The sequence below is a fragment of the Gardnerella sp. DNF00354 genome (genome assembly GCF_049262755.1).
In the GTDB taxonomy this organism is placed as follows: domain Bacteria; phylum Actinomycetota; class Actinomycetes; order Actinomycetales; family Bifidobacteriaceae; genus Bifidobacterium; species Bifidobacterium vaginale.
Genome location: NZ_CP058402.1, coordinates 1,567,728 through 1,592,601 on the forward strand (window position 1 = coordinate 1,567,728; position 24,874 = coordinate 1,592,601).

General features: G+C 47.1%; 26 protein-coding genes and 1 tRNA gene. 8 read left to right on the plus strand and 19 right to left on the minus strand.

The features are described 5' to 3' along the window. Positions 1 to 39 precede the first annotated feature (39 nt). The 3 genes from HXT24_RS06225 to HXT24_RS06235 form a co-directional block, all read right to left on the minus strand. Positions 40 to 124 (minus strand) — tRNA-Ser (locus HXT24_RS06225). 84 nt (positions 125 to 208) lie between these two features. Then, positions 209 to 970 (minus strand): Bax inhibitor-1/YccA family protein, encoded by a 762-nt coding sequence (locus HXT24_RS06230; protein ID WP_016813367.1) that lies wholly within the window; start codon positions 968 to 970, stop codon positions 209 to 211. Positions 971 to 1,056: 86 nt separating this feature from the next. Next, complete coding sequence (locus tag HXT24_RS06235) at positions 1,057 to 1,863, minus strand: GTP pyrophosphokinase (protein ID WP_116692661.1); 807 nt, start codon at positions 1,861 to 1,863, stop codon at positions 1,057 to 1,059. A gap of 358 nt (positions 1,864 to 2,221) precedes the next feature. Between HXT24_RS06235 and HXT24_RS06240 the strand changes: the two genes are divergently transcribed. The 3 genes from HXT24_RS06240 to HXT24_RS06250 are packed head-to-tail and all read left to right on the plus strand — an operon-like array spanning position 2,222 to position 3,187. Beyond that, positions 2,222 to 2,497: a type II toxin-antitoxin system RelB/DinJ family antitoxin gene (locus HXT24_RS06240; protein ID WP_004121092.1), complete on the plus strand. Its 276-nt coding sequence runs from the start codon at positions 2,222 to 2,224 to the stop codon at positions 2,495 to 2,497. Positions 2,498 to 2,519: 22 nt separating this feature from the next. Then, entirely contained in the window at positions 2,520 to 2,783 is a 264-nt protein-coding gene (locus HXT24_RS06245; protein WP_004121095.1) for a Txe/YoeB family addiction module toxin, read from the plus strand. A 59-nt stretch (positions 2,784 to 2,842) separates the two neighbouring features. Then, positions 2,843 to 3,187, plus strand: coding sequence for a DUF6725 family protein (locus HXT24_RS06250; protein WP_415704875.1), 345 nt, complete (start codon positions 2,843 to 2,845; stop codon positions 3,185 to 3,187). Positions 3,188 to 3,486: 299 nt separating this feature from the next. On the opposite strand, the gene HXT24_RS06255 is transcribed toward HXT24_RS06250, so the two are convergent. The 9 genes from HXT24_RS06255 to sufB form a co-directional block, all read right to left on the minus strand. Continuing rightward, entirely contained in the window at positions 3,487 to 4,326 is an 840-nt protein-coding gene (locus HXT24_RS06255) for a ParA family protein (protein ID WP_004121099.1), read from the minus strand. Positions 4,327 to 4,379: 53 nt separating this feature from the next. Then, complete coding sequence (locus tag HXT24_RS06260) at positions 4,380 to 5,399, minus strand: site-specific tyrosine recombinase (RefSeq protein ID WP_422119364.1); 1,020 nt, start codon at positions 5,397 to 5,399, stop codon at positions 4,380 to 4,382. Between the two features lie 24 nt (positions 5,400 to 5,423). Then, positions 5,424 to 6,506, minus strand: a complete 1,083-nt coding sequence (locus HXT24_RS06265; RefSeq protein WP_422119365.1) for a prephenate dehydrogenase — start codon at positions 6,504 to 6,506, stop codon at positions 5,424 to 5,426. After that, positions 6,500 to 7,522 carry a prephenate dehydratase gene (locus HXT24_RS06270; protein ID WP_016825285.1) on the minus strand — a complete coding sequence of 341 codons (1,023 nt, stop codon included), beginning with the start codon at positions 7,520 to 7,522 and terminating at the stop codon, positions 6,500 to 6,502. The genes HXT24_RS06265 and HXT24_RS06270 overlap by 7 nt, the downstream gene beginning before the upstream one ends. Positions 7,523 to 7,640: 118 nt before the next feature. Further along, entirely contained in the window at positions 7,641 to 8,075 is a 435-nt protein-coding gene (locus HXT24_RS06275) for a hypothetical protein (protein WP_016825287.1), read from the minus strand. Between the two features lie 9 nt (positions 8,076 to 8,084). Further along, positions 8,085 to 10,007: a translational GTPase TypA gene (gene typA, locus HXT24_RS06280; protein WP_004114597.1), complete on the minus strand. Its 1,923-nt coding sequence runs from the start codon at positions 10,005 to 10,007 to the stop codon at positions 8,085 to 8,087. Between the two features lie 82 nt (positions 10,008 to 10,089). Then, the gene (gene sufC / locus HXT24_RS06285) at positions 10,090 to 10,866 is read right to left on the minus strand and encodes a Fe-S cluster assembly ATPase SufC (RefSeq protein WP_004113429.1); all 777 of its coding nucleotides are present in this window, start codon (positions 10,864 to 10,866) and stop codon (positions 10,090 to 10,092) included. Positions 10,867 to 10,877: 11 nt separating this feature from the next. Beyond that, on the minus strand, positions 10,878 to 12,191 hold the full coding sequence (sufD, locus tag HXT24_RS06290) for a Fe-S cluster assembly protein SufD (RefSeq protein ID WP_016825288.1): 1,314 nt from the start codon (positions 12,189 to 12,191) through the stop codon (positions 10,878 to 10,880). Further along, on the minus strand, positions 12,191 to 13,735 hold the full coding sequence (sufB, locus tag HXT24_RS06295; RefSeq protein ID WP_004125320.1) for a Fe-S cluster assembly protein SufB: 1,545 nt from the start codon (positions 13,733 to 13,735) through the stop codon (positions 12,191 to 12,193). Before sufB ends, sufD begins: the two co-directional genes overlap by 1 nt. Positions 13,736 to 13,955: 220 nt before the next feature. Here sufB and HXT24_RS06300 point away from each other — a divergent pair, with 220 nt between their 5' ends. Both HXT24_RS06300 and HXT24_RS06305 read left to right on the plus strand, forming a co-directional pair. Next, a complete protein-coding gene (locus HXT24_RS06300) occupies positions 13,956 to 14,219 on the plus strand; it encodes a type II toxin-antitoxin system RelB/DinJ family antitoxin (protein ID WP_004113434.1) in 264 nt (87 codons plus the stop codon). Continuing rightward, the gene (locus tag HXT24_RS06305) at positions 14,212 to 14,472 is read left to right on the plus strand and encodes a Txe/YoeB family addiction module toxin (protein ID WP_004113436.1); all 261 of its coding nucleotides are present in this window, start codon (positions 14,212 to 14,214) and stop codon (positions 14,470 to 14,472) included. Before HXT24_RS06300 ends, HXT24_RS06305 begins: the two co-directional genes overlap by 8 nt. Before the next feature lie 9 nt (positions 14,473 to 14,481). Here the strand turns inward: HXT24_RS06305 and HXT24_RS06310 are convergent, their stop codons facing one another. The 6 genes from HXT24_RS06310 to coaD form a co-directional block, all read right to left on the minus strand. Beyond that, the gene (locus tag HXT24_RS06310; RefSeq protein ID WP_422119366.1) at positions 14,482 to 15,555 is read right to left on the minus strand and encodes a tyrosine recombinase XerC; all 1,074 of its coding nucleotides are present in this window, start codon (positions 15,553 to 15,555) and stop codon (positions 14,482 to 14,484) included. A 42-nt stretch (positions 15,556 to 15,597) separates the two neighbouring features. Continuing rightward, complete coding sequence (gene rnc / locus HXT24_RS06315; protein ID WP_422119367.1) at positions 15,598 to 16,518, minus strand: ribonuclease III; 921 nt, start codon at positions 16,516 to 16,518, stop codon at positions 15,598 to 15,600. A gap of 255 nt (positions 16,519 to 16,773) precedes the next feature. Then, positions 16,774 to 16,968 (minus strand): 50S ribosomal protein L32, encoded by a 195-nt coding sequence (gene rpmF / locus HXT24_RS06320; protein WP_004113441.1) that lies wholly within the window; start codon positions 16,966 to 16,968, stop codon positions 16,774 to 16,776. Between the two features lie 101 nt (positions 16,969 to 17,069). Then, positions 17,070 to 17,714 (minus strand): YceD family protein, encoded by a 645-nt coding sequence (locus tag HXT24_RS06325; protein WP_419397873.1) that lies wholly within the window; start codon positions 17,712 to 17,714, stop codon positions 17,070 to 17,072. Positions 17,715 to 17,716: 2 nt separating this feature from the next. Continuing rightward, the gene (locus HXT24_RS06330) at positions 17,717 to 18,646 is read right to left on the minus strand and encodes a hypothetical protein (RefSeq protein WP_004121123.1); all 930 of its coding nucleotides are present in this window, start codon (positions 18,644 to 18,646) and stop codon (positions 17,717 to 17,719) included. 88 nt (positions 18,647 to 18,734) lie between these two features. Further along, on the minus strand, positions 18,735 to 19,289 hold the full coding sequence (gene coaD, locus HXT24_RS06335) for a pantetheine-phosphate adenylyltransferase (protein WP_042904246.1): 555 nt from the start codon (positions 19,287 to 19,289) through the stop codon (positions 18,735 to 18,737). Positions 19,290 to 19,625: 336 nt separating this feature from the next. Here coaD and HXT24_RS06340 point away from each other — a divergent pair, with 336 nt between their 5' ends. Then, complete coding sequence (locus HXT24_RS06340; protein WP_415680984.1) at positions 19,626 to 21,035, plus strand: nicotinate phosphoribosyltransferase; 1,410 nt, start codon at positions 19,626 to 19,628, stop codon at positions 21,033 to 21,035. Here HXT24_RS06340 and HXT24_RS06345 read toward each other — a convergent pair. Then, positions 21,032 to 21,379, minus strand: a complete 348-nt coding sequence (locus tag HXT24_RS06345; protein WP_019261800.1) for a DUF3039 domain-containing protein — start codon at positions 21,377 to 21,379, stop codon at positions 21,032 to 21,034. The genes HXT24_RS06340 and HXT24_RS06345 overlap by 4 nt on opposite strands. A gap of 139 nt (positions 21,380 to 21,518) precedes the next feature. Between HXT24_RS06345 and cysS the strand changes: the two genes are divergently transcribed. Further along, complete coding sequence (gene cysS, locus HXT24_RS06350) at positions 21,519 to 23,099, plus strand: cysteine--tRNA ligase (protein ID WP_422119368.1); 1,581 nt, start codon at positions 21,519 to 21,521, stop codon at positions 23,097 to 23,099. 72 nt (positions 23,100 to 23,171) lie between these two features. Further along, positions 23,172 to 24,872, plus strand: a complete 1,701-nt coding sequence (gene ffh / locus HXT24_RS06355) for a signal recognition particle protein (RefSeq protein ID WP_422119369.1) — start codon at positions 23,172 to 23,174, stop codon at positions 24,870 to 24,872. The last annotated feature ends 2 nt before the right edge of the window (positions 24,873 to 24,874 follow it).

The window sequence follows — 24,874 nt, forward strand, 5'->3', positions numbered from 1 at the left end:
AAAAAAGGGCTTCTAGCGATTGGCTAGAAACCCCGTTCGCGGATGAGGCGAGATTCGAACTCGCGGTAGGTTTCCCTACAACGGTTTTCAAGACCGTCTCCTTAGACCGCTCGGACACCCATCCATGTGTGCTCGCTACGCAATATGCGCATCAATCACACAAGCGAATAGCCTATCATAATCCCTAGGAAAACGCACACACTCGTATCTAGTCGCGCCTATTCCCAAGCAATTCCAGTAAATAGACAAACATGTTGATGAAGTCCAAATAAAGATTAAACGCGCAAATAATCGAAATACGTTTAATCATTTCTGGCTGATCAGCATACGCTTCAAAAATCGCACGAGTTTTCTGTGCATCATAAGCCGTAAGACCTGCAAAAATCAGCACTGCAATCGCAGCAATAAGTCGCATTGTTCCAGCACTTGGAGCAACAAACATAAGAATTACCTGACTCACGCACAACACCAACAAAGCCACCATAAGAATCGGGCCAGCCTTAAGCATATTCACCTTCGTAGTGAGTGCAAGCATTGTAAGACACAGGAAGAATCCAGCAGTTAAAGCCAAAACCATTGCAATAGAGCCGAGACTAAACACAGTAAAAATCGCGCTAAGCGTAAAGCCAGTAAGTGCAGCATACGCATAGAACATCGCACGCGCAGCAAAAACGCTCATTTTCATAACGCGCATTCCAAGAATAACAGCAAGCGCTACTTGCGCAATAATAATGCCGAAGAATCCAAATCGACCCGTAGCATACAAGTAATAGTAAAGCGCACCCGTACTTTGCGTAAACATTGCCACAAGCGTTGTGACGATTAGTCCAACGGTCATCTCTGCGTAAACTCGACGCACACTCACTCGCTCTGCCTGCTCACGCACATAAGTAGCCTGCGCGTCGACAATTGTTGGGTTTTGTGCAAAGTTGCCAGCATAATTGCTGTTAAAATTTCCAAAATCTCCCATAATTCCTCCTAAATCATTATTAAGTATCTAATTATAGTACATTTGTACGACTATGTGTGTCGCACAGATCAATATGAATTAGCTTGTTACGACTCAGGCGCATCCTCCACGCGCGGCGCACCATTAATATCGCGATGAATCCCCTGCATTTGCGCCTCAATTGCCTGCAAATTCTGCGCACACTCAAGCAGCGTCTTGGAATGCTCCGCCAACTTTGCGTCAGGCAAATCCGCCTTATAACGCAACGCGTGCTCCAAACTCGCCCAATAATCCATTGCAATCGTGCGGAACTGCACCTCCACAGGCGTGTAATGCGCGCCCGACGACAAAAACACTGGCACAGCGTAAATCACGTGCAAACTGCGATACCCGTTCGGCTTTGGGTTTTTAATGTAATCCTTAACCTGCAACACTTGAATATCCGTTTGCTTGGAAAGGTATTGCGCAACCGCATACACGTCATCGCGATAGTTGCAAATCACGCGGATTCCAGCCACATCGAACAGATTGTCACGAATCGAACGCGTTGATATGCTTAGGTTTCTGCGGCGCAGCTTCTCAAAAATCGAGTGCACGGATTTTAATCGCCGCTCCATGTGATGCACGGGATTGTGCGAAAATCGCACCTGAAACTCACCGTCCAAAATCTCCAGCTTCGTGCTGATTTCGTACATCGCGCCTTCATACACCTGCATCATGTTTACAAATTCGTCCATCTGCTCGGGCGGAAGATGCGGAGTTTCGCTTTTTATAGGTGATTTTTGCGCGGACTTTTCGTCGGCGGTTGCTTGCGATTTTTCCGCAGCGGTTTCTGTCGACTCACCATCGCCAGCACCTTGCAAGCTTGCGTAAAGTTCAGCCAAATTTAAACGATTATGACGATCAAGTATCACAGTTCTTATTCTACTCGTAATTTTGTTACAAGTCTGATAATCGCCTGAGAATCTGCGTGCGTTCCGACCTGCCTTTTCGCTTAAAGCGTAGCGTGAAAAGGCAATTCGGAGCGCTGAGCCGCTCAAGGCAGAAGCACTGCTTCTGCGCGGCGAAGACGTGAGCGCATCTAATCTGCGCGAACGACAGGACCTGCCTTTTCGCTTAAAGCGTAGCGTGAAAAGGCAATTCGGAGCACACTAAAATCATCAACAATTGCTTGCATAATTAATGACATTTACGTTACATCATATATAATTATCGTATACATTTATGCAAAAGTATAAAATTCTACACTAAAACATAAGAGCAGGAACCAAGATGACTACAGTAACAACAGACATAGTAAACGTAAACTTTCGCGCAAAGAAAGAAGACAAACTCAACGCAGAACGAGTTTGCAAAGAACTCGGAATCTCTATGAGCGCCGCGCTGAACGTGTTTATCAAAACGATTGGTCGCGAAAAGAGAATACCGTTAGATTTTTCGCTTGACCCATTTTACTCGCCGTCAAATCAAGCATATTTGAAATCGCAGATTGATGGCGTTAAAAATGGCACCATAAAGCTCGAAGAGCACAATTTAATCATGGATTAGATTAAACCTTAGGATTCAAACAATGAGAAAAATTGCTTGGACTCCAGACGCTTGGAGTGACTATCTCTATTGGGAAAGCGATAATAAAACTCGTAAAAAGCTTAACAATATTATTAAAGAGATTATGCGGAATCCAATCGACGGAAAAGGTAAACCCGAACCACTTAAAGGAAACTATTCTGGTTGTTGGAGTAGACGAGTAAGCGATAAAGATAGAATCGTATACTCGTTTACAGATGACACGATTATAATTTATGCATGCAAAGGCCACTACGACGATAAATAACGCGGAGGCGCACTACGAGCAGCTTAATCAGACGGCAAATTCTGCCAGAATTTATACCAGTGGGAGCACGAATCGTAGTTCGAACATACAAAGTCGCGCAATTAGGCGGCGACGAAAGATTACAAACCGCTGGCAACACAGAAACAACTAGCAGCACTCAAACAGCTAGCAGCACAGAAACAAGTGGAATCGCACCAATAATCGCAAGCGCTCCAACAACTGGTCGCGCGCCAAAAATCGAATACCACGACGCGATTGGTCACGTAATCAGCTGGGACGGCGCAACATTGCATCTTATGCGCGACGCGGCCGCAAACGGAAGCAGACCCGAGCAAGAAATGTTCATCGACGCGCACACAATCGTAAGACTAAAGCCAATACCCGAACGCAAACATCGCGGCTAATCCACGCGAGTTATGTAGTGCGATTGTACTGGATTTTGTTGTTTTGTGTCGTTCGCGCGGTCTACGCGCGCGAACGTCTTCGCCGCACGTAAAGTCCACTGGACTTTACGTTTAAGCGGCTCAGCGCTCCGAATTGCCTTTTCGCGCTACGCTTTAAGCGAAAAGGCAGGTCATCGCGCAAACACACTACAAAACGCGGAAAATGTGCCTGCGTTTGTTCCCTTTTTGGTCGATTTGGGAAACAAAAGCAAGAACGTCGCTAGCGCGCTACGCTTCAAGCGCTCCGGCAGGTTGGCGCGCTACGCAACAACGCCGTTGGAAATGAGCTCGCGCGCAACCTCGCGATACTCTTTAGCAGTCTTATGCTCAGGAGCAAAAATCGTAATCGGAACTGCAGCAACAGTAGAATCCGGCAGCTTAATCGAACGCGAAATCACAGAATGCAACACGCGCCCCTGGAAAGCCTCGTAAATCCTTTGCAAAACCTCTTCGCTGTGCAAAGTGCGCGTAAACATAGTAACGAGCACGCCAAATACTTGCAAATCTGGGTTAATTCTATGCTGCACTTTTTCAATAGATTGCATAAGCAGCGCCACGCCTCTAAGCGCAAAGAACTCCGCTGCAACAGGAATAATCACGCCATCCGCCGCCGTAAGCGCGTTGACGGTAAGCAAGCCAAGCGAAGGCTGGCAGTCAATAATAATAACGTCGTATTCGTTACGAACCTTGCGCAGCACGCCAGCCAAAATCTGCTCGCGACCAACTTCGGTAACAAGTTGGACCTCGGCAGCAGAAAGATCAATGTTTGCAGGCATAACATCAATGTTTTCGGTGGCAGTGTGGCGAATCACATCGTGCACATCTACAGAAGAATCAAAAAGCGCCGTGTAAACCGTGTTATCAAGTGCGTTCGCATTAATCCCAAGTCCCACCGTTGCAGCGCCTTGCGGATCGAAGTCAACAATTAAAACTCGCCTACCGTATTGACTTAGCGCACCAGCTATATTGATGGAACTGGTGGTTTTACCAACGCCACCCTTCTGGTTGCACATAGCAATAATGCGCGCAGGACCGTGCGTTGTAAGCGCATCTGGCGCGCGGAAAGTCTCATATTCGCGTCCAAGTAAATCAGTAGGCATAAACTTCAGTCTATCAAAAGGTATGTTCAGTGAATCGATGCGTCGTTGTGGAGCTATCTCGCGCGCGGATGGCTCATAACATACGCCTCCATAAGCGCGTCTGGGCTTATATGCGTGTAAATTTGCGTAGTTGTAACGGACGCATGACCAAGCAGCTCCTGCACAGTGCGCACATCAGCTCCGCCCGAAATCAAATGCGTTGCAAAAGAATGTCGAAGCGTGTGCGGATGCAATTCTTTGCCAATTTTAGCCATTTTGCCAGCACGCGAAATCGCCTCCCACGCGGATTGACGAGATAGCGATTTGCCACGTTTGTTGAGGAAAATCACGTGAGTATTAGCAGATTTTGACGATGAGTTTAAGGGTGACTTGAGTCGCGACTTTACTTGCGACTTTGCGGTTGCTGGCGACTTTTGCGCGCGACTTAAAAGAATAGGTCTGGCGTTAGCTAAATAATCGCGCAATGCGCATACCGCGCACTTTCCAATCGGAACGAGCCTCTGCTTTTGTCCCTTGCCAGTAAGACGCACAACCGATTCATCTAAATCAATGTCCTCGAATTTTAGGCCAACCGCCTCGCTAACGCGCGCGCCCGTAGCATACAAAAATTCCACAAGCGCACGGTCTCGAAGCGAGACAGCATCCGTGCTGCCAAAGCCGCCAGCTGCATCGATTACACGCTCCACTTCGCTAATGCTGAGTACGTCTGGAAGATGCTCCGACTGCTTTGGTGCTTTGACTTCTGCAGAAGGGTCGCTTGTGATTTGCGCGTTGGAAAGCATGAATTTGTTCCACTCGTGGATGCTTGCGATTCGCCGTGCAATCGTGCGAGGACCTAAACTTTGTGATGCCATTGCTTGTGATGACATCGCGCGCACGTATTCTTCAATATCTAGTTGCGTGATTTCATTAACATCGTTGATTTTTTGGGATTCGCGCAGCCAGTTCGTGTATTTTGTAAGATCCGACTCGTAGGCTTCAACGGTTTTGGGAGAAAGCCCGCGCTCCACGCTTATGTGGTTTAGAAACTGCTGGATTTTTGGGGAAAATGGCGATTGCTGCGATTCGGTCATATGTTAATTATATGCCGCTCGAATCTACCACTTCGAGTTGCGTAATGCGCAAGCAACCGCAGAGTCGCTAAACGCCACGCCAACAATCTGCTCGCCACTTTGCGCGCTTTGAATCAGCTGACTTTGCCAATCACCTGGGCAATCAAGCGCAAATCGAAGCTCGCGCAAATCGCCAGACTCATCGAAAGCCGCTGCGCGCTCTTTATACTTGTACTCGCGCCAAGAATCAGCCTTAGCAAAAAACGCGCGCTCATCGCCAGCAACCAAATCGCCAGCAACCGCCGCAGAATCGCCATCGCCCTCCTCAAGCATCTTCTTCGCAAAACTCAACTCCTCAATCACATCTCCCAGCAAATCCGCAACATTTCGCCGATTTTCCGCAACCATCGCGCGCGTGCGATTTGGGTCCGTAAGCGCCACTCGCGTCATATCTCGCCAAGAACCAGCCGACATTTGCAACGCAATATTGCGATTCGCGCTTCCACACAAAACGTTCGCCAGAGCTGTAGAAACAACGTGCGGCATGTGCGAAATCAACGCCGCTGAAGCATCGTGTATAGAATCGTTCAACACAAGCGCACGGTTGCCACACAGCTTAACAATCACGCGCAAAATCGCCAAAAATCGCCAAAAATCACTGCTCTCATCAACGCTAATTGCCCAAAGCGCGCCGTCCAGCAACTCCGCGCTCGACGCTTGCCAACCCGTAAACTCGCTTCCAGCCATAGGATGCGCGCCAATGTAGCAATCACCAAGACCTGCGACCTTAACCTGCTCTCGCACAAGCCCCTTAACACTGCCAACATCCGTCAAAGTAGTGCGCTGCTTGTTGATTCCGCGCGAAATTTCGCCAAGAACTTCTGGCATAGCGGCAAGCGAATTACACAAAATCAAAACATTTGGCTGCATGCGCGCAAGATCCGCAACGCTTTCAACGCAAGTGATTCCAAGTGCGCGCGCCTCGTCATACATTGTTTGATGGCGATTGTACGCGTACACTTTGCAAGCACCAGTCGCCGCCAAGCGTTTTGCGATTGAGCCTCCAATAAGCCCAAGCCCTACAATACCAACAGAAAATCTTTGAGAAAATTCAGCATCTTCTACCATAATAATTCTCTTTCTGCACGCATTACATTCAAAGTACTCAAAACATCAACCGAAACATCAGCTGAAGCATCAGCCGAAACATCAATGCACACTCCACCATTAGGCAGCATCCAATCATTCATAACCGGATTATTGCGATTATCAGAAGGATACACTGCTAAAACTCGAACCCAATCACCATGTTCAACAACTTCTTGAATCATAGCTTTACACGTAGAATCCCAAGGAGCAGAATCAACAGTTGCAATAAAACTATATAAACCATCCTGACCTTTAATCGGTCTAGACATAAAAGAAGTCATATTAAGCCCATGATCGCGCACAACATCAAGCAAATTTGCTAATACTCCAGCACCTGTAGAACGCGGAATAAAAGCAATAATTGAAGAAAAAGATGAAGAACTTTCTCGCTGCATATTAACAAAATTTAAAGCCTCATCTCTAGGAGCTAGCACCAAAAACTCAGTGCGTGCGCCAGAAAAATCTTCAACAGCTTCGCTCACAATCCGCCTATTGTATAAGTCAGCACAAATTTTAGGGCACAAAGCAACTTCGCCAGGAACTAAATCCCTACAAGCAGCAGCGTTTGAAGACGCAGTTTTTTCTTTCAATCCGCGCTTTTGAGCAAACTTACGGCATTGTGCCAACGCGTGAGGGTGAGCAACAATAGTCGAACAGTTATCGATTGAATCCGACTTGCAGACAACAGCATCAAAACTTATATCAACACCCAAGCGAGCAATGCCAACCATATTCTTTGCATCAATTAATAAATCTAAATTAGGTATTACTACGCCTTCAATATTGTTTTCCCACGCAATAATACCCAAATGATGTTTCTCTTCAATTTCACTAGCAATATTACAAACATTCTCACACGCAGTTGGAATAAGGCGCAAAGTATCCAACGATTTACAGTGCTCTTTAACTTTTAAAGCCGCTTGATGAGTAAAAGAACCTTCTGGCCCTAAATAACATAATTTACGGGCATTACCGCTGTTCTTATTGCTATTCATGACTATTCCTCAAACTACTTTAAGACTGTAAGACTAAGACTGTAAGACTAAGACTATAAGACTAAGACTATAAGACTAAGACTATAAGTAAGACTACCTTACATTGATTTAGCACCACTTATTTAGCACCAGAAATAATAAAAAATTTATTAGGCATACAAAGCAAAACTACGTGAGCGATGATAATACCATAAAGCCAAAAATATCCAGCATTTTGCGCGATCCAAGGAAGATTATCCACGCCAAAACCAACGGCAACAAGCACGCCTCGAAACGCGCCAAAAATCCTAAACAATCCAAGCGCAATCATCCACACAACCGAGCAACACACAATTGCGTGCAAAATCAAGCCAAACATGCCACAAAGCATGCGAGAAAAACACGCGCCAAGAGTAACAAGCAAAAGAGCGATTATAAGCCCATACGGAAAGCCGTACATAGCGCCCATTCGATGCGCAAAAGTGCCCAAAACCGCGCAAAATACCGCTAAAACGCATGAAGCCGCACACTTGCTAGCAAATAGCACAGAATGCGACTTCATGTTGAACATCATTTTAAGGAATCACGCAGCATTATTTTGACGACGCTGCTTAGCACGCCACTTATACCATTCGTCACGGCTCAAAATAATCTTGCGCACGCGAATCGACTCAGGTGTAACTTCCACGCACTCGTCTTCGTTAGCAAAGTCAAGAGACTCTTCCAAACTCATCTTAATTGGTGGCGTCAAAGTCTCAAGCACATCTGCTGTAGAAGAACGCATATTAGTCATATGCTTAGCAAGGGTAATATTAACATCCAACTCGTCTGGCTTATTGTTAATACCAACGATTTGGCCCTCGTAAACAGGGCTTTGCGGATCCACAAAGAACACGCCACGAGCTTGCAAACGCTGCATAGCATAAGGAGTAGCAACACCCTTGCGATCGCAAACCATAGAGCCATTTTGACGAGTTACAATCTGACCAGCCCAAGGCGCGTAGCCCGCAGAAATAGAGCTTGCGATACCCGTTCCGCGAGTAGCAGAAAGCAAAGCTGTACGGAAACCAATAAGACCACGCGAAGGAACAGTAAATTGCAAGCGAATCCAGCCAGATCCGTGATTACTCATAGAATCCATGCGACCCTTGCGATCCGCCATAAGCTGCGTAACAGTACCCATGTATTCTTCTGGAACGTCAATCGTAGTGTTTTCCATAGGCTCGTTAATCTGACCATCAATGGTTTTAGTAACAACCTGAGGACGACCAACTGTAAGCTCGTAGCCTTCGCGACGCATTTGCTCCGCCAAAACTGCCAACGCCAACTCGCCACGACCCTGAACTTCCCAAGCATCTGGGCGGTCTGTTGGAAGAACCTTAATAGACACGTTACCAATAAGCTCGCGATCAAGTCTATCCTTAATCATGCGTGCTGTAAGCTTGTGATCCTTGCCTTCTGTTCCAGCAAGCGGCGAATCGTTAATGCCGAAAGTCATGGAGATAGCTGGATCGTCAACGTGAATCAACGGAAGAGGCTTTGGATCATTCTGATCCACAATCGTCTCGCCAATCATAATGTCATTAACGCCTGCAACTGCAACGATATCGCCAGGACCTGCAGATGCAACAGGAGTGCGCTCCAAGCCTTGCGTGCGCAAAAGCTCAGAAACGCGGAAGTTTTCAATCGAGCCATCTACACGAGAAAGCCCGTAAGTCTTACCCTTTTCCAAAGTGCCATTGTAGATTCGCACTAAACCAAGACGACCCAAGAAGTCAGAGGAATCGATGTTTGCAACATGAGCCTGAAGAGGTGCGCCTTCCTCGTATTCTGGTGCTGGAATGTTGGAAATAATAGAGTCAAAAAGCGGCTCCAAATTATCATTGTCTGGCAAACCGCCGTTTTCTGGCTGATTCAAGGATGCATAGCCAGCTTTTGCAGCGCAATAAATCACAGGCAAATCAAGAAGCGAATCAATATCAAGATCGATTCCTTCTTCAACAACGTCTTGTGCAAGACCGAGAAGCAAATCTGTAGCTTCGCTCACGACCTCGTCAATACGCGCATCTGGACGATCCGTTTTGTTAACGCACAAAATCACTGGCAGCTTTGCCTCAAGTGCCTTGCGTAAAACGAATCGAGTTTGCGGAAGTGGGCCTTCGGAAGCATCAACAAGCAGCACAACGCCATCAACCATGGAGATTCCGCGCTCCACCTCGCCGCCAAAGTCAGCGTGACCTGGGGTATCGATTACGTTGATTGTAATTCCCTCTGGATGACCGTACTTTTCTGCCAGCGGGCCAGTGTACTGCACTGCCGTGTTCTTGGCAAGAATAGTGATGCCCTTTTCGCGCTCGAGGTCGTTGGAGTCCATTACGCGGTCTGGCACTTCTTCTCGCTCAGAGAATACGTGCGACTGCTGAAGCATGGCATTTACGAGCGTTGTCTTACCATGGTCAACGTGCGCTACGATTGCCACATTTCTGATATCACCGCGAACAGTCATTACAAACCTCTTCCGTTTTATTTAGCCAAACTTAAACGAGTTTACTCGCGGCTTTAGACACGCCGCTCACGCAATCGCAAACTCACGCAATCGCAGATTCGCTGGCGCCTTCTGGCAAATACTTGTCGTATCCTTCTTCTTCCAGCTCGTCCGCAAGCTCTGGTCCTGCCGTCTTTACAAAGTGACCTTGCGCAAAAACGTGCACAATATCTGGCTTAATATACTTTAAGATTCGCGTGTAATGCGTAACCATCATAATGCCTAAACCAGTGCTTTCTTTGGCACGATTTACGCCTTCCGAAACAATTCGCAAAGCATCCACATCTAGTCCAGAATCAGTCTCGTCTAAAATCGCGAATTTTGGTTTTAAAATTTCTAGTTGCAAAACTTCCGCACGCTTTTTCTCGCCGCCAGAAAATCCCTCGTTTACAGAACGAGACGCAAACTTTGGATCCATTCTTAAGCGCTTCATTGCCTCGTTAAGTTCTTTAACCCACGCGCGCAAAGTCGGAGCCTCGCCACTCACTTCTGTTTTTGCTGTACGCAAAAAGTTCGTCATCGACACGCCTGGTACTTCCACCGGGTATTGCATCGCAAGGAACAGACCAGCTTTTGCGCGCTCGTCTGGAGTCATCTTCAAAATATCTTCGCCGTCGAGAAGCACTTGACCCGAATCCACTTCGTACTTTGGATGACCTGCCAAAGTATATGCGAGAGTAGACTTTCCAGATCCGTTAGGACCCATAATCGCGTGCGTTTCGCCAGAATTAACTGTAAGATTTACACCCTTTAAGATTTGCTTTCGTCCTTCTTTTGTTTCTACAGACGCGTACAAATCCTTAATTTCTAAAGTTGACATGTTTCTATCTCCTATTCTTCGGTTGCTGGCGACTTATCCGCATTCGCGCAATCTTCCGTCTTTACTGAATCTTCCGTCTTAGCTAAACGACGCTCAATCGCAGCCATCAAATGATCTACGATTTGCGGAACGCCAATCTCCTCAATAAGCTCGTTAAAGAATCCGCGCACAACAAGCTTTCTAGCATCCGCTTCGCTCACTCCGCGAGATTGCAAGTAAAACAGCTCCTCGTCATCGAATCTGCCTACAGAACTTGCGTGACCTGCGCCAATAATATTGCCGTTTTCGATTTCCAAATTCGGCTCCGAATCAGCAATCGCGCCAGGAGTTAGCACCAAATTTCGGTTCAACTCGTACGAATCCGTGCCAGGAGCTTCTGGCTTAATCAGAGCGTTTCCAACCCACGTAGAATGCGCTCCTTTGCCGTAAAGCGCGCCCTTATACACTACTCGCGACTTGCATTCTGGGTGATTGTGCACAACCATCGTGCGATGCTCAACATGCTCGCCTGGGTCAACAAAATACATGCCAAGCATGTTCAAATCGCCCTTTTCGCCGCCAAAATCCTGATCCATGCGGATTCGCACAACGTCTCCGCCAAGAGTGACCATCGTGTGGCGCAAAGAAGCACCCTCACCCACGTGAATCCTATGATTTCCAACGTGCTTGCTGCCAGAATCCCACTCTTGAATGAACGTTGTAGAAACATGCGCATGCTTTCCAAGAATTATTTCCACGCTTTCTGCAAGCTTTGCAACTCCCGTGTGTTCTACGATAATATCCGCGTTTGTTCTGGGATCAGCTTCAATCACTAAGTGCAAAGCGTCTAGCGATTGCGCAGAGTCTAATGATTGCAAGTTATTCCCGTGAATTTGCAATATTACTGGCTTTGTAACTTCGCCACAAACATGCAAAACGTACGCCGACTTTGCAGAATTCCACGCAACAGCAGCCACGCGATCCGAAGGCTTCATTTCAGTGTGTGGAGCCTCACTTTTCGGCAAAATTTGCAGCGTTGCCTGCGAGTCACCATCAACGCCTTTTAGCGCTACTGTAACGTCATTAGACGGCTCAAAGCTCTCAAAAAACTCAGAAATTCGCTCAACTGGCGTATATCGCCAATCTTCTTGCTTTCTAGTTGGAATCGCAAAGTCTTGCACGTTAAAAGAGCGCACGGATTTATCTGCACTAGAAGGCATTGCAGCAGGAATTGCGTAAGGATCGTTAGGGTCTGCCACAGGAATATTGATTTCTTTTTCCGTCATTTTATTGCCTAGATTATCGCTCAAATTATCGCTCAAATTCTTTTTCAAATCTTCGCTCATCACCCCACGGATCCTTCCATTTGCAATTCCACAAGACGATTAAGCTCCAAAGCATACTCCATCGGAAGCTGGCGACTAATCGGCTCCACAAATCCGCGCACAATCATTCCCATAGCCTCTTTTTCTTCAAGCCCTCGACTCATCAAGTAGAAAAGCTGATCTTCGGAAACCTTGGAAACAGTTGCCTCGTGAGCCATAGAAACGTTATCTTCGCGCACGTCAACATGCGGATAAGTGTCAGATCTCGAAAAATCGTCAACAAGCAAAGCATCGCACACAACCGAAGAGCTGGAGCCGCTAGCACCCTTAACAATCTTCACAAGACCGCGGTAGGCAGAGCGTCCGCCGCCGCGCGAAATCGACTTAGCAACAATCGTGGAACTCGTGTGCGGAGCCAAATGAATCATCTTTGCACCCGTATCCTGATACTGACCGCGTCCAGCAAAGCTCAAAGACATAGTCTCCGCTTTTGCATACGGCTCGGCGAGAATACAAGCAGGATACTTCATCGTTGCCTTGGAGCCAATGTTTCCATCAACCCACTCCATTGTGCCACCTTCGCGCACGTAAGCTCGCTGAGTTACCAAGTTATACACGTTATTTGACCAGTTTTGCACAGTTGTGTATCGCACTCGCGCATGCTTTTCCACAACGATTTCAACGTTTGCAGCGTGAAGAGAATCCGTGGAATAAATCGGAGCCGTGCAACCTTCAACGTAATGCACGTATGATCCTTCGTCTGCAATAATCAAAGTTCGCTCAAACTGACCCATGTTTGGCGTATTAATGCGGAAGTAAGCCTGAAGCGGAATATCCACATGCACGCCTTTTGGCACGTATACGAACGAGCCGCCACTCCAAGCCGCTGTGTTAAGAGCCGCAAACTTGTTGTCGTCAACTGGAATCACAGTTGCGAAATACTTTTTTACAAGCTCCGGATACTTTTGAACTGCTGTATCCGTATCCACAAAAATCACGCCTTGAGCCGCTAAGTCCTCGCGAATCGAATTGTAAATAACTTCCGACTCGTACTGTGCTGCAACACCTGAAACTAAGCGCTTTTTCTCCGCTTCTGGAATGCCAAGCCTATCGTAAGTTTTGCGAATATCTTCTGGCAAATCATCCCAAGTTTTCGCTTGATCGTGAACTGGGCGCACGTAGTACTTAAAATCGTCTGCGTCAAAACCGCTTAAATCCACACCCCAATCAGGCATCGGCTTTTGCAGAAACGCGCGATAGCCTTGCAAACGAAGGTTTAGCATCCACTCTGGCTCGTGTTTGTCGGCAGAAATTGCACGAACAACCGACTCATCAATACCCTTTTTAGCAGCTTCGCCTGCAGCATCCGAATCATGCCAACCGTAATTGTACTCACCAAATTCGGCAACGATTTGCTCGTCTTGGCGAATTTTCTCTTCGTTTACGCGAGCGCGATCTGCCACATACTGGCTCATTTCAACGTCTGCGGCGCTGGATTCGTTTTGATTAGCTACATTCTCATTCAATGATGCGCTTGATTCAGGCTTATTTGAATCATCAACCACTGTTTTACCCTCCTATCAAGCTTATAAATCGATTATACATTTAGCCACGCAACGCACGCTCCGAGATTTTTGACTTTGCGTCATTTTGCCGCCAAACGTGACTCAAATCACATCTTTGCATTTTCTGCATAAACGTTGTCCGCATAAATGAAAATAAAGAAAAATACTTTATTTTTTATTGCATTTTTATTAAAATCTTATTTGAAAGGTGGTAATTTAGATGACAACAAATACAGTGAACATTAATTTCAAGCTAAATGCAGACGATAAACGACTTATGGAAAATGTTTGCCGAGAACTAGGACTTTCAATGAGTGCAGCATTCACAATATTTGCTAAGAAAGTTGGAAGAGAACACAGAATACCATTCGAAGTTTCAGCAGATCCGTTTTACAATCCAGAGAATATAAGTCGTCTGAAAAAATCCATAGCACACATGGAAGAAACAGGCGGAACTATACACGAGGTCCCGCTCGATGATTAAAGCCTGGACAGATGAAGCGTGGGAAGACTTTGAGTACTGGTCTAAGCAAGATAAGAAAACTCTTAAGAGGATCCTTCAGCTTCTTAAAGATATTGATCGCAACGGATACAACGGCATAGGTAAACCAGAACCTCTGAAAGGTGATTTTTCTGGATACTGGAGTAGACGGATTGATGACTGTAACAGAATAGTTTACCGAATCGATGGAAACATAATGAGAATAGTTCAGTGCGGTTCACATTATGATAGATGATCGCAAAATCTACGCACGCGGGAAGGCTTGCGAGTAACGCTGTTTAAGAGCCTGAATAGAAACATGCGTGTAGCGCTGCGTTGTGTTAAGCGATGAATGCCCCAAAAGCTCCTGAACCTCGCGAAGGTCCGCTCCCCCGTTGAGCATATGAGTTGCAGCACTGTGGCGAAGTGCGTGCGGCGCCACATCGGGCACGTTTGCAGCCGCAGCGGCAGCGTGCACAATATCCCTAACAACGCGCTGATCGATACGTTTTGCGCGCACGCCCAAAAACAACGCTGGCGAGCTTGCGGCAGATTTTTCTTGCAGCGCACTCCTCCCACAGTCAAGCCACTTTTTACACGCTTTTGCAGCAGGAACACCGAATGGTACTACACGCTGCTTGTTTCCCTTACCTGTAACTTTTACAGTGTGATTTTCAAAATCCATATCTTGCACATTAAGACCCGTAAGCTCCCCCACACGCATGCCCGTGGCATATAAAAGTTCTAAAATCGCAGCATTTCTGAGTGCGATTACATACTCTTGTTTCGTTTTTGTTTGAGATTTTATTTTAGATTTTATTCGCATTTTTATTTGCGACTTTAGTGGTGTATTTTCTTGATGCTCGGTTTCTGGCGACTTATCCACAGCATAATCTTCAGAACGATCCTCAGCACAATCCAACAACTTTTCCGCTTGCGCCTCGTCTAAAACCGTAGGAAGCTCATTAACAATTTTAGGTGTATTAAGAATTTGCGCAGGATCCGAACTAATTAAACCAACGTGTGTAGTCCATGCAAAAAAACCGCGCACAGCCACTACTTTGCGAGCCAAACTAGAGCGCGCGTGATTCTTATTAAGCCAATACATCCATTGACGCAGAACGCTTGTAGACACAGAATTTAAATCAGAAAGATCGTTTACACCACACCATTCAAGGCATTGCAAAACATCTACCCTATATGCGCGGAGAGTGCGACTTCCAAGGCCTTTATTTGAACGCAAATAATCAATATACCGATCGGATAAGTCGGAAGCTTCCGTTGACGATACCAAACCATCGTCAAATAATAAATCATTATTATTACGACTGCTAGCCATAGAACCGCCTCAAATCGCTTATATCACAGCAATCAGAAAGCTCTAATTACCGCTTTCTCCGCTAGACTTACGCCTTCTATCCAACACGTGCCAAGCTTTATCTGCAGCAGCAAGCTGAGCCTTGCGCTTGCTAGAGCCATCCGCCTCACCCAACAACTCGTCGCCGCTTTCGTGCGCCAAAACCGCACGCGCATGGAACACGGGCGCGTAATCTGGTCCAGAAACCGACATCCTATATTGCGGCTCGTCAAGCCCCATCTCGTGCGCCAAAACCGTAAGCGAAGTCTTCCAATCCAGAGCAGGACCTTCTGTAAGAACCTCCGCCAAAGTGTCATCAATCAAGCGATGCACTACAGCGCGCGCCTCGTCAATGCCATGCTCAACAAAAGTCGCGCCAATAAGCGCCTCAACAATATCGCACAAAATCGAGTCTTTTTGAGCGCCGCCATGCTCCATCTCGCCATGACCCAAAAGAATATACGGTCCAACATGCAACTTATCTCGCGCAACAGCGCTCAAAGCCCACTCCGAAACAGCCTTAGCGCGAAGCTTAGCCAACTGACCTTCCGTCATATCTGGGTGAGCAGAAAACAGCGTTTCTGTAGAAACAAGCTCCAAAACAGCGTCTCCCAAAAACTCTAGACGCTCGTAGTTTTTAGTGCCTGGATGCTCGTGCGAAAACGAGCGATGAGTGAGCGCCTCCACAAGTAAATCTGGCGAAATCGTAGTACCGAGCGCGCGTAAAAGCTCCTGAGTAGGGTCTCCATCATGCGTATGTCCGTCTTTAGAACGCGTAACACCTATGCTGCTAGTTCTAGCATTTTCTGGATGATTTGGGTTCTGATAAGAGCGATTTTGAACGTCATTTTTATCATTACTTTTGACGTCACTTTTTACATCATTATTGCCATAATGCTGATCTTTTGTATTGTTCCCACTCATATTTTCAACATTATAGCGCATGCGTTGAAGTCGTTGATTTACACTATTCGCTTCCCGACTTTGTTGCTATAATCAGCGTGCAAAACAACAAAACCCGTCAACTTTTCCCGACTTTGTACCAAATTTGACCTAAATCACGTACAAAAACCGGAACAAACTGACGCACTTTGTACCAAATTTGACCTAAATCACGTACATTTTCGGGAAACAACAAAAACTAGGAAAAACACAAGAACCCTGCCACCCGTCGATGGCAGGGTTCTCTTAAAATACAACCTACTTGGTGTGCGCAGAGCGAATTGCTTCGCGATACACGCGACCGCGGAAGTTACCGCAGGTTGGGCAAGCCATGTGAGACAACGCTGGCGAACCGCAGTTCGGGCAGGTAATAGTCTGCACGGCAGAAGCCTTCCAATTGGCGCGACGCGAATGAGTATTAGCGCGCGAGGTCTTGTACTTTGGCAGTGCCATAATCTTTCCTCTATTTCGTTCAACCGATTGAGCTTAAGCGTTCTGTATATTACAGCAAGCGCCATACATTATGTACAAACACACTACGCAATTAGTGTAAATCAGCCGCGATTTTGCGAGTTTTCAAGCTTTTGCTTAAGTCCTTCAAGCGCCGCAAACCGAATATCCGTAATATCGTGATGATGATCTGGATGTTCGTTCAAGTTTTCTCCACATTGCGAGCAAAGACCCTTGCAATCTGGCTCACACAAAGGCTTAAGCGGCAGCTCACTAACCATTGTGTCTCGAATCAATGCCTCGATATCAGCAAAGTCTCCTCCGCCAACCAGAGGATACACGTTTCCAGAATCGTCGCCCTCGTCCCAAATATCAGCGTCTTCTAAATCATCATTATCGCCATTAGCTCTATTAGATTTAGAATTATTGAAACGCGCACCGCCCTTGCTTTCCACCTGCGCAAAGAACGCGCACACATCAACACTCCAATCCCTATGCAACGACATCAGGCATCTAGAGCATTCTGCGTGTACGCGCGCTGTAATCGTGCCCTGAAACATAAGCCCGTCCACTACGGAATCAAAGTTGCCGTCTACTGTAACATCGCTCCCTGGCTTCACGCCAATAACGCTGTCTCCTATACCTTCTGGCGCTGGAAACACACGATGCAATTGCATGCTACTTCCTGCTCGTGCCGCCATTTGCGCAACTGGTACCGCCCATAAAGACTGGGAGGGATGCGATGCCATTTTTAGTTCCTTTCTTCGCTTTCGTTTACAACTTCTCCATTAACTTGTCTGTTAATCTCGTCTTGCACATGCGCCGCCGCACGCCTGCGTTCTTCTAGAACGCGCTGACCCGCCTGAACATCCTGCTCTAGCTTGTCTAACTGCTGTTTTAAACCTTCCATAACCGTAGCACTGTACTGATCCGCACCACGCGTGAGTTTATCAGCCTTTGCCTGCGCCTCGTTTACGATTCCTCGCGCCTGATTTCTTGCAATGGCAACCACGTTTTCTTGACCAGCCAAGAATTTAGCCCTCTCTTGTGCTTCTTCAACCATCTGAGCAGCCTGACTTTGCGCAGAACTTACGATTGAATTTGCTTGAGCCTGAGCTGTACGCAAGCGTCTCTCTGCCTCTCGCATTAATGCACTCGCGCGCTCAAGTTGCACTGGTAGCATGTCTTTTAACCTAGATAAGTAATCGCCGAATTCTTCGCGATCAATCTTCGCCATTCCAGCAGAAAACAGCACGCCCTTTGCTTCATTTAACGTAGTTTCCATTGTGTCGATTATGTCGTAAACTGTTGTGAATTCTTCACGCGACTTTGTTCGCACTTCTTCGCTTACTGTTTGCGGATTCGCGGCTTTAAACACGTTTTCTTCTTCATCTTCAAACTCTATTGCACCACCGTCTTCGCGTTCACGCAAATCTGGCATTGGGAACAAGTTTTGCGCATTATCGCCAGCAGCCGCAGAATCAGAAGAAGAATCGCCAGCAGCCGCAGAATCGCCAGCATTATCATCGTTAGTCTTATTTGCCGCAGGTACTGCGTCGTAAGCTTCAAAAGCAGCACTGGGCGAATCATCGTTGTTTGCAATCACTGGATTTAATGGCAACTTTTGGCTGCGATTTGCCGATACTTGGCTTTCCATTGTGTCGTCTTCGTTTTCGCTCATTTTGTCTCCTTCGCTAAGTAGCTGCTCTCTGTTTCTCCTAATAATTTTATTTTATTATTTTAATTTTATGACTTTATTGTACGTATTTTTATGATATTGCACTTGTTTTAGAAAAAACGTTCTGTAAAAGTGGAACCACATTATCTGGTACCATTCCAGAAACGTCTCCGCCGTGACGAGCAACATCTTTTACAACGGAGCTAGAAACATGTTCCAAAATAGGGTCTGCAGGAAGGAACATGGTTTCTATCCCAGCAAGCTTGCGATTAACCAGCGCCATTCCAAGCTCCGCCTCATAGTCGCCATTTTGACGCAATCCTTTAACTATTACGGTTGCGCCGACTTTTTTGCAATAATCTGTGATAAGACCATCTGTGGAGGCAACAACTATTTTGCACGCTGGCGACTGTGCTGCTCCGCATAAAGGTGGAGCAAATTTCCCGACTGGAAAATCATCTTTTAGGTTTTTAACAGCATTGCGAATAATATCCACACGCTCCGATTCGGAAAACATTGGCGTTTTTGCCGCGTTAACAGCCACCAAAACATGCACTTCTTTAAAGAGATGCGTACAACGTTGTATCACGTCTAAGTGTCCGGCTGTAACGGGGTCATACGAGCCTGGGCAAACAGCTATAGTCATATTTTTAGGTTACCACGAATCTGCCACGAGTCTGACACAAGCCGCAACTAGCATATTTTGCACGAGTTTGTACTGGATTTACGGCGTATTGTGTCGTTCGCGCGTTACAGCGCGCTCACGTCTTCGCCGCACGTAAAGTCCACTGGACTTTACGTTTGAGCGGCTCAGCGCTCCGAATTGCCTTTTCGCGCTACGCTCTAAGCGAAAAGGCAGGTCGTCGCGCACTAATCGTAGATAGGCATAGGACTATGATTGGCTGCAGGTAAAAGTCGCGTATAAAAGTCGTAAAGAACGCGCTTTAAGTTTGATTACTAAAATCGCAAGAAAGGATTGAAAATGCTTGATTCTTTTGATTTCTCAAAGTCTGAAGCAAAGTCCGAAGTAAAGTCCTACACAAACTCTTCCGTACTCATGACCGACATGTACGAGTACACAATGCTAGACGCGGCGCTAAAAGACGGCACAGCAGACCGCAAATGCGTTTTTGAGATTTTTGCGCGTCACCTTCCTCAAGGCCGCCGCTACGGAGTGGTAGCAGGCACAGGCAGAATCCTAGAGGAGCTAGCGCGATTCCACTTTAGCGACGATGACTTGCGATTTTTGCAAGACCGCAAAATTGTAAGCAAAGACACTATTAAATGGCTAGAAAACTACCATTTTAGCGGCAAAATCCGCGGTTACAGAGAAGGCGAAATGTTCTTCCCAGATTCGCCGATTTTGCAAGTTGAAGGCACTTTTGGCGAGTGCACGTTGCTAGAAACGTTGCTACTTTCCGTGCTTAACTACGATTGCGCAGTGGCGAGCGCCGCCGCACGCATGGTTTCCGCGTCTGCTGGAAGGCCGTGCATGGATATGGGTGGCAGGCGTACAAACGAGTGGTCGGCTGTGGCTGCTTCTCGCGCGGCGGTAATCGGCGGTTTTAAAGGCACGGCAAACCTGCTTGCGGCAAAGCTTTACGGGCTTAAGGCGATTGGAACGGCCGCGCATTGCTTTACGCTTGTGCACGATTCGGAACGCGATGCCTTTGAGTCACAAATTGCAGCACTCGGAAAAGGCACAACATTGCTTGTAGACACGTACAACGTAGAAGAGGCTGTTAAAACCGCCGTGCAAGTTGCTGGTGCGGATCTTGGCGGCGTGCGCATTGATTCGGGCGATTTGTGCGTTATGGCTCGTCGCGTTCGCGCACAGCTCGATGCGTTGGGTGCTAAAAATACTAAAATCACGGTTACGAACGATTTGGACGAGTATGCGCTCGCGTCTTTGCAAAATGCGCCAGTCGATTCCTACGGCATTGGAACAATGCTTGTTACAGGTTCGGGCGCGCCTACTTGCGCAATGGTTTATAAACTCACAGAACGTGAAGGCGCGGATGGAGTTATGCAACCTGTTGCTAAGAAGTCTAAGAATAAGGCGACTGTTCCAGGGCGTAAGCTTGCGTACCGTTCCTACGATTTTAGCGTCGATGTGAATGGTGGCGTAGCTAGCAATGGCGTAGCCGATTGTGAGCATGTAATTTCTGGCTCAGAGAATGCGCTCGCGACTTTTAAGCCGCAAGATTCTTGGGAAGATTTGCTAGTTGACTATGTGCAAAATGGCGAATTTAATACAGAGTTTATGGGTCATGACGCAATTATGCGCGCACAGGACTATTGTGCTAAAGCACTTAGCAGACTTCCGATTTCTGCTCAAAGTCTTATGCGTGGCGACCCTGCGATTCCTACAGAAATCAACGTTTTAGGCTAGAACCCAAAACTGTTCATCTCTTCGTAGATTTTTTTGCACTCTGGGCAAACAGGGTAGTCGTTAGCTTCGCGCTTTGGAATCCATACTTTTCCGCACAGTGCTACAACAGGACGGCCAGTTAGTCGCGATTCGATTACGCGATCCTTGGAAACGTAGTGTGCAAAGCGGTCTGCATCACCGCCATCGTCCATTCGCGCTGATTCATCTACCTCTGGCTTTTCAAGTACGCTCGTGCTTGTGCTAGACCCAGAATCTGGGAGGCTTTGTGAATCGTCTTCCATAACAGCGTTCAAATTAGCAGCGTTTGGATCTTCGCTATACTTTGAATCATTTGAAAACGTCATTGCATCCCTTTCGTACAAATCGCGCTTTGTTGATTGCGACTCATGTTTATACAAGCATAAGTCATAATCGCAACAAATACTCGAATCGACAACCTCGAGCTTAACGCGTGAGTTATTAGCTAAACATATAATTGAGATTATGCTTGAAAATACGAACAGAACTCTTACAGCAGCAGCGGCACGATTGCGCCTATATAACACAGCAACGCACAACACTAGCGAGTTTACAACGGTTACTCCTGGCCACGTTGGAATGTACGTGTGTGGCGCGACTGTGCAAAGCTCGCCTCATATAGGTCATATTCGCGCCGCAATCGCCTTCGACGTTGTTCGCCGATGGCTTTTGCGCCTTGGCTACACTGTCACTTTTGTTAGAAATGTTACAGATATTGACGATAAAATCATCAAAAAAGCTAGCGAAAATGGTCAAACATGGTGGCAGCGCGCCTACATTTACGAGCGCGAGTTCACTAAAGCTTACGACACTCTTGGCGTTATGCCGCCTACTGTGGAGCCGCGCGCAACTGGTCACATAAACGATATGGTGGAGCTTATACAACGCCTTATTGATCGCGGTCATGCATACGCAATAACAGACGCAAATGGAAATCCTACTGGAAACGTGTATTTTAGTGTGCCAAGTTGGCAAGATTACGGCGCGCTAACGCATCAAAATGGTAATTCTGATGACAGCAATAGTGCTGACAAAGCCGACAAATACAATCCGATTGACCCAGCTGACGCAAGCCCAGATAAGCACGATGCTCGCGATTTTGCACTTTGGAAAGCACCTTGCGATTTTGACCAAAAAGACGCGCGCTGGAACACGCCGTTTGGAGCAGGACGCCCAGGTTGGCACATTGAATGCTCGGCAATGAGCCACCGCTATCTTGGCGATGCTTTCGACATTCACGGCGGCGGACTTGACTTGCGCTTCCCACACCACGAAAACGAGATGGCGCAAACACTTGCTGCTGGATGGAAAAGCGCAAACGTGTGGATGCACTCCGCGTGGGTTACATCTAAAGGCGAAAAAATGAGCAAATCCCTGGGAAACGGTCTTTCTGTTCCATCTGTTTTGGCTCAAAAATCCGCGTGGGTTGTGCGATACGCGCTAGGCGGCGTGCAATATCGCGCAATGCTTGAGTGGTCAGATCAGTCTCTGAACGAAGCACAATCTGCTTATGATCGCGTATCTAACTTCCTCGAGCGCGCAAATCGCGTAATCGAAAATCAGCCAGATTATGCGGAAGTTCAAAGCATTGATGCAGATAATCTTCCAGAAGATTTTACTAAAGCTATGAACGACGATATTAACGTTTCGGGCGCACTGGCTGCGATTTTTACTGCGATTCGCTCTGGTAACGCGCTTTTGGATGACTATGCGCAAAATCAAAACGAAAATCAAAGCAACGGCATTAAAAGCCTTATTAGGACTTGTGTTTTGCAAGTTCGCGCAATGCTAGACACTCTTGGACTAGATCCTTACTCTCCACAATGGCGCAGCAACGCGCAAAAATCGCAGGATTTGGGTGCGAATAATGGCGCAAGCGCGGAACACAAGGCTCTTGAATCTTTGATTGCAAATCAGCTTGAACAAAGAGCGATTGCACGCGCAGCTAAGGATTTTGCACGCGCAGACGCGATTCGCGACTCTTTAACCGCCGCCGGCGTTGTAATCGAAGATTGCGCACAAGGATCATCGTGGCATTTGTCTTAAGCAAAAGCAATGTAAACATAATAAAAAGCAATACAACAAAACATTCCAAACAACCTGTAGAATAGAGCAATTATGGCAGCATTTAGTTCGTTAACAGAAAGACTTTCTGGCGCATTCAAACACTTGCGCAGAAAAGGGAAATTATCCGACGCAGACATCGACGGCACGATTCGTGAAATTCGCCGTGCGCTTTTAGACGCAGACGTAGCTCTAGATGTTGTGCGATCGTTTACTGCTAAAATTCGCGAGCGCGCACTAGGCGAGGAAGTTTCTAGCGCGCTGAATCCTGCTCAGCAAGTTGTGCGAATTGTAAACGACGAGCTTACAAACGTTTTGGGTTCAGGCGTTGATAGACCGCTGAACTTTGCAAAATATCCACCAACTGTAATCATGCTTGCTGGTTTGCAAGGCGCTGGTAAAACAACGCTCGCTGGAAAGTTGGGTTACTGGCTTAAGGATTCGGGTCATACGCCTTTGCTTGTTGCGGCGGATTTGCAACGTCCTAACGCCGTTACGCAGCTTGAAGTTGTTGCAGAGCGTGCAGGTGTGGCGATTTTTGCGCCAGAGCGAGGCGTACAAAGTGACGGCGGCAGCAAAGTCGTTTCGGCTGGTTTAGCCACTGGAGACCCTGTTAAAGTTGCGCGAGATTCTATTGACTACGCGCGCGCAAAAATGTACGACACGGTTATTATCGATACCGCTGGTCGCCTCGGCGTGGACGATGCTCTTATGCAGCAGGCGCGCGAAATTCGCGATGCTGTTAATCCGCAAGAAATTCTGTTTGTTATAGACGCCATGATTGGTCAGGACGCTGTTCGCACCGCTCAAGCGTTTAACGAGGGCGTTGACTTTACGGGCGTTGTTCTTTCTAAGTTAGATGGCGATGCACGAGGCGGCGCTGCGCTATCTGTTGCAAGCGTTACAGGAAAGCCGATTTTGTTCGCTTCTACTGGCGAAGGTTTGAAGGATTTTGAGATTTTCCATCCAGATAGAATGGCTTCAAGAATCCTCGACATGGGCGATATTCTAACGCTTATTGAGAATGCGCAAAAGCAGTTTGACGAGGAAGAGTCTAGAAAAGCTGCCGCTAAAATATCTGAAGGAACTTTTGGACTAGACGACTTTTTGGATCAGCTTCAGCAGGTTAAAAAGCTTGGTTCTATGAAGAAGATTCTTGGTATGATGCCTGGAATGGCAGCGCACAGGCAGGAACTTGAACAGTTTGACGACCGCGAGATAGACCGCACAGAGGCGATTATTCGTTCGATGACGCCTAAAGAGCGCAAAGACACCAAGATTATTGATGGTTCTAGGCGCGCCCGCATTGCATCTGGCGCAGGCGTTCCAGTTTCTGCAGTGAATGCGCTTTTGCAACGCTTTGAGCAAGCAGCTAAAATGATGAAGCGCATGAGCAATGGCGGCGGCGCAGGAATGCCTGGAATGGGCGGAATGCCTGGGTTTGGCGGTCCTGGCGGAAAGTCTAAGCGTAAAGACAAGAAGAGCAAGAAGAAGGGCGGAAAGTCTGGTAATCCTATGCGTCGCGAGGCCGAGGAGCGCGCGCTTAGAGAACGCTTGTCTGGAAATTCTTCTGCAAATAGTGCAAATGATGACGCGAATGGCGAGTCTGCTTTTATGAAGAAGAAGCAGGATTTGCCTAATAATTTGCCAGAAAATCTTCAAAATCTTATGAGTGGCGAAGGCGACTTTGCTGACGAAATGCCTGATTTACCGCCTAATTTGGGCGGCGGACTCGCAGGTCTTTTCGGCAGATAATG